Below are 12,141 nucleotides of genomic sequence, written 5' to 3'. Positions count from 1 at the left end.
CTCAAACAGGATAAATCCGTCAAAGTGGGTATCGCGGCCAAACGCAAGATGGCCGGCTGGGACAATGACTATCTATTCCGCGTGCTATGCCCAGATTAGAGAAGCACATGCGATTGCCCTACCCAAGCAGCCAGCACCAACCCGCCGTTGCTGGAGCGCGACACCGTGCGGTATAATCGCCCCAACAATAAAAGCGATGAGTTTCTACTAAAAACACAGGCGGAACGGAACTACAACACCAGCATGGAACGAACAGCCATCTACCCTTTCACCGCGATTGTCGGCCAGGAACGTATGAAACGCGCGCTCATCCTCAATGCGGTCAATCCACGCATCGGTGGCGTGCTCATCCGCGGGGAGCGCGGCACGGCCAAATCCACCGCTGCCCGCGCTCTGGCTGCCCTGCTACCAGAGGAAACGGTCGTCGCCACGTGCCGCTTCGGCTGCGACCCGCACCACCCGGAGCACTTCTGCGACGAATGTCGTGAACGGGCCAGTCGCGGTGAAGAGCTGCCGGTCGCGCTGCGCCGCACCCCCTTCGTAGACCTGCCGGTCAGCGCCACCGAGGATCGCGTCGTCGGCACCCTGGACATCGAAAAAGCCATCCAGAAAGGTGAGCGGCACTTTGAACCGGGTGTGCTGGCCGCCGCTAACCGCGGCGTGCTTTATGTGGACGAGGTCAACCTGCTCGACGACCATGTCGTCGACCTGTTGCTCGATTCGGCGGCAATGGGCGTCAACGTCGTCGAACGGGAAGGCATCAGCTTTCAGCACCCGGCCCGTTTCATCCTGGTTGGCACGATGAACCCGGAGGAAGGCGACCTGCGCCCGCAATTGCTGGATCGCTTCGCCCTGTCCGTAGAGGTGCGCGGGCTGGAAGAACCCCGCCAGCGCATGATGATCCTGCAGCGGCACATCGCCTTTGAGGAAGACCCGGTGGCCTTCCACAACCAGTGGCTGCCCCAAGAGCAGGAACTGGGCGAGCGGATCACCCGCGCCCGCCAGATCGTAGATCGTGTGACCTACACCTCCCGTGATCTGTTCACCATCGCCAACCTGACCGGCGCGCTCAAGATCGATGGTCACCGCGCTGACCTGGTCATCCTCAAGACCGCCCGCGCCCATGCCGCGTTTGAGGGCCGCGCGGCCATTACCGAGCGCGATATCCTGCTGGCCGCCGAACTGGCCATCCCGCACCGCCTCAAGCGCGGCCCCTTCCAGGACGCCCAGGTCAACATGGCGGAACTGGAGGAGCGCGTCGAGCAGATCAGCTCCGAATGGCAGGGCGACGAAGCCCCCATCGACCCGATGGAGGAAACCACGCCTGTCAAAAAAAAAGCAATGAGGTGACGCAGGAGCCACGCGAGGATATCCCCGACCACGGAGAGGCTGATGCGTCACCACAGCGCATTTTTGACCATCAGGATGCCTACTGGTGGGAAGGCGGCAAGAAGGTAGACGCCAAAGGCGAGTTTGATCCACGTAGCCTAGATACGCCGCTTGACCGCCTGACGCGCCGCAATGCCGGTCGGCGCAGCAGCACCCGCACCGACCGCAAGCGTGGCCGTTACATCCAGGCCCGCCCCTTCCGCCCTGGCGAGCGCAAGACCGACCTGGCCTTTGACGCTACGCTGCGCGCTGCCGCACCTTACCAGAAGCGCCGCCGCGCCGCCACCAGGCCAGCCCTGGCCTACACCATTCACAGCGAGGATCTACAGCGCAAGATTCGCGTGCGGAAAGCCTCCAACCTGGTGCTGTTCGTGGTCGATGCCTCCTGGAGCATGGCCGTCTCCGAACGGATGCAGGCTACCAAGGGCGCGATTATGTCCCTGCTGACCGACGCCTATCAGCGCCGCGACCGGGTGGGCCTGGTGGTCTTCCAGAAGAACCGGGCCACCCTGGTCCTCAAGCCCACCAATTCGGTCACCCTGGCCAAGAAGGCCCTGAGCGATATTCCTGTCGGCGGCAAGACCCCGCTCTCTGCCGGTCTGATCCTGGCCTACGAGATCATCCGCCAGGAGCGCATCCTGCATCCCGATGTGATGCCGCTGATGATCCTGCTGACGGATGGCGCGGGCAATGTCAGCCTGACTGACCTTCCCCCACAGGAAGAAGCTCAACTGGCCGCATCGCGCTTCAAGCATGATGCGATCCGCACGGTGACGATCAACATGGAGCACGCCGCCTTTGACCAGGGTCTGGCCCAGCAGATCGCTGATGCCATGGGCGGGCCGTGCTATACCCTGGCCGAACTCAAGGCCGATGCCCTGTACCACACCGTCCGCCAGGAACTGGAGCAGGCTCCCTGAAGGCAGCGCTACAGCACACAGGGCGATCCGTTGCGGGTCGCCCTGTGTGCACTGAGATGCACTCCCAGAGGGAGCAGCGCTTCAATCGCCAGCGGCGCGGGCCAGCAGGCCATCGCCTTCGTGGCTGGCTTCCTGTAGCGCCACCGATTCGCGTACATTGATCCGGCCCAGCAGGATCAGCGCACCCACCAGCAACGCCCCTTCCAGAGCAAAGACCGTCCCATAAGCGATCAGTGGGCTGCCCGTCAGTGCCCGGATCGTATCCACGATCGCCCCGCCAAACAGATTCCCGACCGCCTCGCCCAGTTCCGCCGCCGTGCCCCACACGCCCATCAGGAACCCGGCCCGCACCATTGTGGTGAAGTCAATTACGGCGGCCATCGAACCGGCGAAGGCCAGCCCTGTCCCGACGCCCAGGATCAGCACCAGGCCCCGGAACAGCCCGGTACTCTCCAGCACGCCCGCGACGATCAAGCCCAGAAAGATAAGCACATTGGCCTGCAGGCCAACCTGCAACACCGTCCGGTAGCCAAAGCGCTTGAGCAGCCAGCCGCCGCCCAGGGCCATCGCCAGGATCGCCCCCGTCCCCCACAGTGAGGTCAGGCGAGTTGTCTCGGCCACGCTCATCCCCAGCACCAGTGCCCCGTATGGCTCCAGCAGGATTTCCTGCGTCTGGGTGCCGACGATCGCCAGCATCACAAACACAAAGAACAGGCGCGCCTGGCGATCCGCCCACACCAGCTTCCGGAAAGTCTGCCAGAAGGGCACACGACGCGCCTGTTCCGCCGCCACGCGTACCAGCGGACGACGTGGCTCCTGCCGGATCACGGCCAGGGCCGCCAAAGCAAAGGCCAGCAGCGCCAGGCCAAAGGCCACCGCCAGCAATCGCTCAATACTGAACGGCTCCAGCAGCCGCCCCAGCCCGATCGCGCCGCCGATGATGCCCACGAACATCGGCAGCTTGTAGAGCGTGATCGCCCGCGAGCGAGCGTCGCCTTCGAACCGGTCAGCAATCAGCGCCTCAAAGGTGTTGCTGGACAGATGCTTGCCCACCCCGTAGGCCATGAAAGCAACCAGCAACCCCAGCCCGGCCAGCACCGTGCGCGTCCCCACGCCAGCGGCCAGCGTCGTCGCTGCCAGGACGCCCGCCGCGCTGAACAGCGCGCCAAACACAATATACGGCTCCCGGCGCAGCCCCCATAGCGGGGCCGCATCAGACCGGTAGCCCAGCCACATCCGCAGCGGAGAGAGCAGCAGCGGCACGGCCAGGAACGCTCCCACCAGCGTAGCCGGGATCTCCAGCTCCACGATCATCACCCGGTTCAGTGTGCCCGTCACAAATACGCCGGTCAACCCCAGCGCCAAGGGGAAGAAACCCATCCGCGCAAGATTGGCGATCCGTCCGAAGGTCATGAGACAGCTTCCTTGTAAACTCATAAAAATCTCAGGAAAATTGTCTCTTTTTTACCAGAAATTGACAGATTTTCAACGCAATGCAGGAAGACACATGAGATTCTCATATCCCGCAGAGAGACACAAAAAGACCGCCAGTAACCGACGGTTCATGCTTACAGCGTTGCAAGGAAAGCGAAGACTGCCCCGTAGAAGAGTTCAGGCCGGGACCACATCAGGGGATGGTCGCCGCCGTTGACATGGAACAGGCAGCAACCGGGAATCGTGCGGGCCATCGCTAACTGTCGGTCGATCACTTCCGGCACGAGCGTATCCGTCATGCTGGCAGTGAGCAGGGTCGGGCAGGTGATCCGGGCGTACTGCCCGTGGAACCAGTCGCCCCCGGCGTCTGCGAAACGGAGAATCGCGTCCGTATCGGCGTCAACCACCTGTTCCCAGTCTACGCCGTGCCCCTGTTGCCAGAAAGCGATCATACCGGGCGTGCGCGACACGCGCCCGGCCACTACCCACCGCCAGCGGTCGGGATCGCGACGATCCAGGCAGCTATCCGCCACCACTGCCCGCACCAGCGCCGGGAAGCGGATCGCCATCAGCAACGCGATCACCCCACCCCCGCTGATTCCGATAGCGATTGCAGAAGGCTCGCCCAGGTGAACGATGAGCGCAGCGGCGGCCTCCGCTCCCAGCCCCCACCAATCATCAGGCCAGACGGCCATCCGGTCCGACCGGCCGGTGCCGGGCAGGTCCAGCGCAACCACACGATAGCCCCGGGCCAGGTGCTCGACATCACCCGTCATGTGGGCCGAGGATGCGGTATTGCCCGGCAGCAGCACGACCAGCGGGCCTGTACCGCGTTCGACATAGTGTAAGCGCATCCCGTTGAACACGAAGTCAGGCATGCCAGCTTCCAGCGCACAGGCGAACAGGAGAACAGTCAGGGAAGCCCGCCGGCGTCCCGCATAACTGTGTCAGATAGCAGAAGCGCCACCCTTGCGGCGCTCAGATCATGCCATGGGCGCGATACCAGTCATAGGTATCCCGCAGACTCTGCTGGATCGTGATCTCCGGCTCGCCCAGTTCTTCCCAGGCCTTCTGGCAGTTGAAGTAAAGATGCCGCCCGCTGAGCCGCACCTGATTGCCATCGGCGGGGATGGGGATGCCCAGCGCCCGGCCCAGGTCGATCACGGCTCCCAGCAACGGCATAGCTTCCGGCGGCAGGTACAGGCACGGCGGTCGAACACCGACCACATCCGCGATCAGCCGAATCCAGGCGCGATGGCTCAGGTCGACGGCGCCAAGCAGGTAACGTTCGGCCACCCGCCCACGTTCCGCAGCAGCCACATGCGCTGCCGCCACATCGCGCACATCGATCAGCGTCACCCCTCCCGGCGGGACAGCCGGGAGATGACCCTTGCTCAGCTCAATCATCAGACTGCCAGCCCCCTGATACACATCACCGGGGCCGGTCACCACAGCCGGGTTGAGGATCACGCAGTCCAGCCCGGCGATCACCGCTTTGAGTACCTCGATCTCCGCCAGGAACTTGCTATGGGCGTAGGGGAAGGCCGCCGGTGGCAGGTTGAACGTGACCGTCTCATCCGCGGGGAAGCCGTCCTCGCGCATTCCAACCGCCGAGGCGCTGCTGGTGAAGATCAGCCGTTTGACACCCGCCCGCCGGGCCGCGGCCAGCACGTTCCGCGTGCCATCGACGTTGACCCGGTAGAGCCGTTCCACCGGCTGCCGCCAGTAGTCGGACACCGCTGCGACATGGAAAACCCATTCGCAACCATCCAGCGCCCCTTCCAGCGAGGCCGGGTCAAGCACATCACCGATCACCAGCTCGTAGCCGTACACATCCTCCAGAGCGGTGGTGGCGCTGGTTGCGCGCCGCAGGGCGCGCACCTGATGCCCGGCCGCCAGCAAAGCCCGCACCACATGCGCGCCGATGAAACCGGTGCTACCTGTCACGAGCGCCCTGACCATTGGTTCACCACCCTTCCGCTGTCAGTGTGCCGCCCAGCGCGGCAGAGTTCCCACGCTCGCTATTCTACCCCGCCCTGCCGAGCGGCCAACATGGTTGCGCTCCGGGCGACCCTCTGTCAAGATTACGCCAGCACCCGATTAGCGTTGCACAGTGAAACGGACTGACGATGTTCCCTGACACTCTCCCTTTGACCGGCCTTCAAGCGCTGGTCGTCCGCGGCGGCATGGTCATTCTGGTGGTCGTCGGGCTGTGGCTGGCCCAGCGCGCCCTGTTCCGGCTGATCTTGCCACGTCTGCGCCGACTGGCCCGCAGCACCACCACTGAAGCCGATGACGTGCTGCTGGATACCGTGCGGGTGCCGGTACAGCTGCTGGTCTGGGCGCTGGCGGTTGCCGCCGCCTCAACCATCCTATGGGTAGAGCCACCCGCCTTCGCCACCAACCTGACTCGCACGCTGGTCATTGTGGCTGCCTTCGCCGCGCTGTACAAAGGGATCGGGCTGATCATGCGCTCAGCGCGTGGCCTGGCAGCCATCACCGGCATCCACCTCGACGAGCAGCTCCTGCCCTTCCTGCGCACAATGCTCAAGGCGCTGGTGGTCATCCTGGCCATTCTGACCGTGCTGGGCGAGTGGCAATACGATATCGGCGGCCTGATCGCCGGGCTGGGCGTCAGCGGGCTGGCCGTCGCCCTGGCCGCTGAAAACACGGTTGCCAACGTGTTCGGCTTCGCCACCATCGTCGGCGACCGGCCGCTGGCTGTCGGCGAATACATCAGCACGCCCGACGTCACCGGCACTGTGGAGCACGTCGGTTTCCGCACTACGCGCATCCGCCAGCTTGATCGCGCCCTGGTCACCATCCCCAACAGCAAGCTGGCCGGATCGGTAGTCACCAACTGGTCGCGCCTGACCCAGCGGCGGCTGGACATGACTATCGGCCTGACCTACAGCACCACCAGCGCCCAGATGCGCCAGTTGCTGCAGCGGCTGGAAGCGCTACTGCGCTCACGGGAATCAATCGCCGGAGACACTGTGAACGTGCTGTTCACGGGGTTCGGGGATAGTGCACTGAATGTGCGGCTGATCGCCTACGTTCAGCTCCCGGACTGGATGGCTTTCATGAAAGAACAGCAGGAGATCATGCTGCAGGTGATGGACATCGTGGCGGAAATGGGGCTGTCATTCGCTTTCCCGTCGCGGTCGATCTATATCGAGCAGGCAGCTGGGGTGCCGGACTTCCCGGTAGAGCAGGAGGCCGACAGGCGGGACTGAGATGTATCACGGCCCGCTTCCCGGCCTGACGCCAGCAAAACGCCCGCCCCGGCTTCGGCGCCAGTGGCGGGCGTCCTGTTTCCGCGCTGCCGCGTCACACCATCTCGATGATCGTGGCCTCACCCTGCCCCACGCCAACGCATAGCGTCGCCAGCCCGTAGCGCATCCGCGTCCCTTCCGCCCGGCGCTTCTTCATCTCGTGCAGCAGGGTGGTCAGGATGCGCGCCCCGGAGCAACCCAGCGGGTGGCCAAGCGCGATCGCCCCGCCGTTGACGTTGGTGATCTCCGGGCGCAGGCCCAGCGTCTTCATCACTGCCAGCGCCTGCACGGCAAATGCCTCGTTCAGCTCGATCAGGTCGATGTCGTCGATCGTCAGCCCGGCGCGTTCCAGCGCCTTGCGCGTCGCCGGGATCGGGCCGAGGCCCATCGTGCGCGGGTCGACTCCCGCCGCCGCGCTGGTCACGTAGCGGGCCAGCGGCTTCAGCCCCAGCGCCGCCGCCTTCGCCGCGCTCATCAGCAACACCGCTGCGGCCCCATCATTGAGACCGCTGGCATTGCCCGCTGTGACCGTCCCCCCGGCGCGGAAGACCGGGCGGAGCTTCGCCAGTTTCTCCGGCGAGGTATCCAACACAGCCCGCCCATCCTGCCAGGTGTAGCGTGGGTGCTCGTCATGCTCCACCAGCACGGGATCGCCTTTGCGCTGTGGGATCGGCACGGGGGTGATCTCATCGCGGAAGCGGCCGCTGTTGATCGCCTCCACTGCCCGCCGCTGGCTTTCGTAGGCGAAGGCGTCCTGCTCCTCGCGGGTGATCTTCGGCTCAAACTGCTCGTAGATATTCTCGGCAGTCTCACCCATCACCTCCAGGGGGAACATCGCCTCCATCTTCGGGTTAGGGAAGCGCCAGCCAAACGACGTATCCCACGCTGTGACGTTGCCGATCGGCCAGCCCTGGCCGCTCTTGGGGATGGCATAGGGGCCACGGCTCATGCTCTCCACCCCACCGGCGATGAACACATCCCCCTCCCCGGCCAGGATCGCCCGCGCCGCCATATTGACCGCGCTCAAGCCGCTGGCGCACAGCCGGTTGAGCGTGACCGCTGCCACCGACACTGGGAAACCGGCCAGCAATGCCGCCATGCGGGCCACATTGCGGTTATCCTCCCCAGCCTGGTTGGCGCAGCCCAGGTAGACCTCCTCGACTTCGGCGGGGTCCAGCCCTGTCCGCGTTACAAGGGCCCTGAGCACATGGGCGGCCAGGTCATCGGGGCGCACCTCGCTGAGCGCGCCGCCCACGCGCCCGATCGGCGTGCGCAGCGCGTCGATGATCACGACTTCGGTCATGGGTCAAACCCCTGTGTAGAACAAATGGGCAAATACAAACATACTGATATAATAACATCATAGAACCTGAACAGGAGATCCGTGCTAGGCTGAAATACCAATGTCCAATCATCCATTAGCTGAGGTATTCGGATTCCCCACCAGCAACCAGTCGCAAAGGGCAAAGCAACATCGGGAGCACCGTTTGTGCCCTTACAACAATCATGTACCTAACTGCACAAAAGACAAAGCAGATGATCCACTAGGCGTCTGCAGCATTTTTGAAGACTCTGGAATTGCTATCACCTGCCCAATCAGATTTCGGCAGGATTGGCTCATAACGATAGATGCAGCGAAGTTTTTCTTCCAACCGTCAGTCAGTTGGACATCCCTAACAGAAGTACGCCTCAACGACAAGTATGGAAAATCAGCAGGTAATATCGATATCGTCCTTGTAGCCTATGAGAACGGGCGTGTTGTCGACTTCGGTTCACTGGAAGTCCAAGCTGTGTATATATCAGGCAACATTCGACGCCCCTTCCAGAAGTATATGGAAAATCCCGAAAAACATCAGAATATGGACTGGTCTACCCAGAGAAACTATCCACGTCCCGACTATCTCTCTTCATCTCGAAAGAGACTGGTCCCCCAGCTACTCTACAAAGGTGGAATTCTGAAGAGCTGGAGGAAAAAGCAGGCAGTCGCAATCCATTCGGGATTCTTCGATACTTTGCCGAGTCTGCAGGAAGTTGAATGTGAACAGGCCGATATCGCCTGGCTGATCTATGATCTGGAGTTGGATGAGCAGACCAACGTTTACCAACTGCGGCTGAAGCGCACAGTCTACACCATGTTTAAGCCGGCCATTGACCAGATCATAACCGCTGAGCCAGGCTCACTTGATGAGTTTGTAGATGCATTGCAGGAGAAGCTTGAGCAAAAGCTTGAAAACAGGGACGCTGAACTGAGCGACCTGACCTTATCTGACTTACTGTGAAACAGGCAATCCAATGATACAGCTGGAACTACCACTAATGCCCGCCGGGCAGGAAGACACCCATAGGATAGTCAATGTCGCTTCGGTAAAACAGCGTAGTCCCTTCAGATATCCTGGTGGGAAAACGTGGCTGGTACCTCGCGTGTTCCGTTGGCTGGGCAGTCTACCGGAAAACAGAAGGGTCGAATTCATTGAACCCTTCGCAGGAGGGGCAATTGTCGGACTCAGCGTTGCGTTCGAGAAACTCGCCTGGCATGTGACGCTGGTTGAGCTAGATGACCAGGTCGCGAGTGTGTGGAATACTATTCTGACTCATAACCAAGGAGAGTGGTTGGCAAACAGAATCCTGAGTTTCAGACTTACCTCCGAAACCGTTGACAGCCTTCTTTCTAAAGAACCGGCTTCTGAGCGCGAACTCGCTTTTCAGACTATTGTGAAGAACCGCGTCAATAGAGGAGGCATTCTTGCAGAAGGAGCCGGGCGGGTCAAGCACGGGGAAAATGGAAAAGGAATCAAGTCTCGATGGTATCCGAACACACTGAGCAAGCGCATACTGGATATTGCGGGAATCAGGGATCGCATTCACTTTATCCATGGTGATGGTCTCAAAGTCATACAGGACACCGCAGAACGCAGCGATGTCGTCTACTTTATTGATCCGCCCTACACTGCAGCAGGCAAGAAACCTGGAAGTCGCCTGTACACCTTTTCTGAGTTAGACCACGCAGAGCTGTTCCGACTCGTATCACAAACTCGCGGTGATTTTCTGATGACTTATGACAATGTTGAAGAAGTAAGAGAGATGGCCAAGCAACACAATTTCGACATTGAAGCTATTGCAATGAAGACCACCCATCATGCCAGGCTCACTGAACTGCTTGTTGGTAGAAACCTAGACTGGATCAGAAGATATTGACAGTCGGCTGGCAATGTCCAGTTTCGAGCCTTCCCATGCACCTGTACATCACCGCCACCTACAAGGGGACGGACAACCGCGCCGAGATTGAGCGCCTGTGTGAACTGGCCGCCCAGGCTGGCTGGGAAGCTTTCTGCTTTGTCCGCGATATAGAGGGCTGGGCGCACATCTTTGACGACCCGCGCGCATTGATGGCCCGCACGCTGGCCGAGATCGCCGCCTGCGACGCGCTGCTGATCGACCTGACGGAGAAACCCACCGGTCGCGCTTACGAGGCCGGGATGGCTTACGCCCTTGGCAAGCGCGTGATCGTGATGGTGCAGCGCGGCATACCGATCAAGGACACCACGCGCGGGATCGCTGCCGCGATCATCGAATATGATCAGATCGAGGACATCGTCGCGCCACTGCGCCTGATGCACATGAACTGGGCTGCGACACCGTAGAGTTACAGGACGAATCGAGACTCTGATGTTCACTCCACCCGATCCTGATGCCTTCAACCCCCTCGTCTGGCAGATCGTGCGCCTGATCCCGTATGGCAGGGTCAGCAGCTACGGCCAGATCGCCAGCATGATCCCCGCGCCGCCTGGCTACGACCCGCTGCGCTACAACCACGTTCGCGCCCGCTGGGTGGGCACAGCCATGCGCCTCTCCGTCGGCAGCGGCATCCCCTGGCATCGCGTGATCAACAGCCAGGGCACGATCAGCAACCTGCCCTTCCCCGGTGCGCGGGAGGAACAGCGCCGCCGCCTGGAAGCGGAAGGCGTGCAGTTCGACCTGGAAGGGCGCGTCGATTTCAAGCGCTTCGGCTGGGAAGGCCCGCCGGAGACATGGCTGCAGGAGCGCGGGCTGCTGCCGCCCACCCGCCTGCGCTGAAGAAAAGCCCGCTTTCGCCCACCATTTCGGCGGCCGACACTTTCCTCTGCCTCTGGCCTCCCCATTTGCGGTATCATCGGGCCAGCATTTACCTGTAACCGTTCCTTCAGGGGAGGGCGTCTCATGCCTGTATTTGAGCGAATCAGTTACGGCGGCTGGCCGAACTGCTACCGCCTGTCCAATGGCCGCATGGAACTGGTAATCACCGGCGATGTCGGACCGCGCATCATCCACTGCGGCTTTGTCGGCGGGCCGAACCTCTTTGCCACGTACCCGGATATGTTAGGCCAGACCGGCGGAGACGAATGGCGGATCTACGGCGGGCACCGCCTGTGGGTCGCGCCGGAAATCCAGCCGCGTACTTACTACCCGGATAACGTGCCAGTCACCATCGAGCAACAGGCGGGTTTTGTGCGCGCCAAAGCGCCCGTTGAGACAGGCAACGCCATCAGCAAGGAGATCGATATTGCTCTGGCGGATGACGCCGACCGGGTCACGGTCACGCATCGCGTCCGCAACCATGGCCCCTGGGCGATCCAGCTCGCCCCCTGGGCGCTCTCAGTCATGGACGCCGGCGGTACAGCTATCGTCCCTTTGCCGCCGCGTGGCTCTCACCCGGAGAACCTGCTGCCCGCCCACACGCTCACCCTGTGGGCCTATACTGACCTCTCCGACTCCCGCTGGACGCTGGGGGAGAAGTACATCCTGCTGCGCCAGGATCGCGGTGGTAAACCCCAGAAGCTTGGCGCCATGATCTCCGCCGGCTGGGCAGCCTGTGCCATCCACAACGCTCTATTCCTGAAGACATTTGGCTATATCCCTGGGGCGACCTACCCTGACCTGAACAGCAACCTGGAGGTCTTCACCAACCAGCAAATGCTGGAGCTGGAGACGCTTGGCCCGCTGACTACCCTGGAACCGGGCGCGGCGGTTGAGCATGTCGAAAGCTGGCACCTCTTCCGCAATGTCCCTCAGCCCGCCAGCGATGTTGATGTCGAGACGCACATTCTGCCGCTGGCGCAGCAGGCGCTGGGCCAGCCATAATTGCA

The 12,141-nt window shown here is 62.0% G+C and carries 12 protein-coding genes; 8 read left to right on the top strand and 4 right to left on the bottom strand.

What is annotated here, in order from left to right; all coding sequences use genetic code 11:
* Nucleotides 1-243 precede the first annotated feature (243 nt).
* On the top strand, nt 244-1,350 hold the full coding sequence (locus tag HPY64_11600; protein NPV67782.1) for an AAA domain-containing protein: 1,107 nt from the start codon (nt 244-246) through the stop codon (nt 1,348-1,350).
* A 158-nt stretch (nt 1,351-1,508) separates the two neighbouring features.
* The gene (locus HPY64_11595) at nt 1,509-2,309 is read left to right on the top strand and encodes a VWA domain-containing protein (protein ID NPV67781.1); all 801 of its coding nucleotides are present in this window, start codon (nt 1,509-1,511) and stop codon (nt 2,307-2,309) included.
* An 81-nt stretch (nt 2,310-2,390) separates the two neighbouring features.
* On the opposite strand, the gene HPY64_11590 is transcribed toward HPY64_11595, so the two are convergent.
* The 3 genes from HPY64_11590 to HPY64_11580 all read right to left on the bottom strand — a co-directional run bounded on the left by HPY64_11590 (nt 2,391) and on the right by HPY64_11580 (nt 5,705).
* Nucleotides 2,391-3,722 (bottom strand): BCD family MFS transporter, encoded by a 1,332-nt coding sequence (locus HPY64_11590; protein NPV67780.1) that lies wholly within the window; start codon nt 3,720-3,722, stop codon nt 2,391-2,393.
* Between the two features lie 155 nt (nt 3,723-3,877).
* Complete coding sequence (locus HPY64_11585) at nt 3,878-4,621, bottom strand: alpha/beta hydrolase (protein ID NPV67779.1); 744 nt, start codon at nt 4,619-4,621, stop codon at nt 3,878-3,880.
* A gap of 100 nt (nt 4,622-4,721) precedes the next feature.
* On the bottom strand, nt 4,722-5,705 hold the full coding sequence (locus HPY64_11580) for an NAD-dependent epimerase/dehydratase family protein (GenBank protein NPV67778.1): 984 nt from the start codon (nt 5,703-5,705) through the stop codon (nt 4,722-4,724).
* A gap of 188 nt (nt 5,706-5,893) precedes the next feature.
* Between HPY64_11580 and HPY64_11575 the strand changes: the two genes are divergently transcribed.
* Nucleotides 5,894-6,979, top strand: coding sequence for a mechanosensitive ion channel family protein (locus HPY64_11575; GenBank protein NPV67777.1), 1,086 nt, complete (start codon nt 5,894-5,896; stop codon nt 6,977-6,979).
* A gap of 94 nt (nt 6,980-7,073) precedes the next feature.
* On the opposite strand, the gene HPY64_11570 is transcribed toward HPY64_11575, so the two are convergent.
* Nucleotides 7,074-8,321 carry a thiolase family protein gene (locus HPY64_11570; GenBank protein NPV67776.1) on the bottom strand — a complete coding sequence of 416 codons (1,248 nt, stop codon included), beginning with the start codon at nt 8,319-8,321 and terminating at the stop codon, nt 7,074-7,076.
* Nucleotides 8,322-8,421: 100 nt separating this feature from the next.
* Between HPY64_11570 and HPY64_11565 the strand changes: the two genes are divergently transcribed.
* The 5 genes from HPY64_11565 to HPY64_11545 all read left to right on the top strand — a co-directional run bounded on the left by HPY64_11565 (nt 8,422) and on the right by HPY64_11545 (nt 12,136).
* On the top strand, nt 8,422-9,297 hold the full coding sequence (locus HPY64_11565; protein NPV67775.1) for a hypothetical protein: 876 nt from the start codon (nt 8,422-8,424) through the stop codon (nt 9,295-9,297).
* Between the two features lie 13 nt (nt 9,298-9,310).
* The gene (locus HPY64_11560; protein NPV67774.1) at nt 9,311-10,213 is read left to right on the top strand and encodes a DNA adenine methylase; all 903 of its coding nucleotides are present in this window, start codon (nt 9,311-9,313) and stop codon (nt 10,211-10,213) included.
* Nucleotides 10,214-10,248: 35 nt separating this feature from the next.
* The gene (locus HPY64_11555) at nt 10,249-10,659 is read left to right on the top strand and encodes a hypothetical protein (GenBank protein ID NPV67773.1); all 411 of its coding nucleotides are present in this window, start codon (nt 10,249-10,251) and stop codon (nt 10,657-10,659) included.
* Between the two features lie 25 nt (nt 10,660-10,684).
* Nucleotides 10,685-11,092, top strand: coding sequence for a methyltransferase (locus tag HPY64_11550; protein NPV67772.1), 408 nt, complete (start codon nt 10,685-10,687; stop codon nt 11,090-11,092).
* Nucleotides 11,093-11,215: 123 nt separating this feature from the next.
* On the top strand, nt 11,216-12,136 hold the full coding sequence (locus HPY64_11545) for a hypothetical protein (protein NPV67771.1): 921 nt from the start codon (nt 11,216-11,218) through the stop codon (nt 12,134-12,136).
* Nucleotides 12,137-12,141: the final 5 nt, after the last annotated feature.

This window comes from Anaerolineae bacterium, assembly GCA_013178165.1.
Classification (GTDB): domain Bacteria; phylum Chloroflexota; class Anaerolineae; order Aggregatilineales; family Ch27; genus Ch27.
Note: the sequence above shows the minus strand (reverse complement) of the source record. Positions and strands in the feature narration are given on the sequence as shown.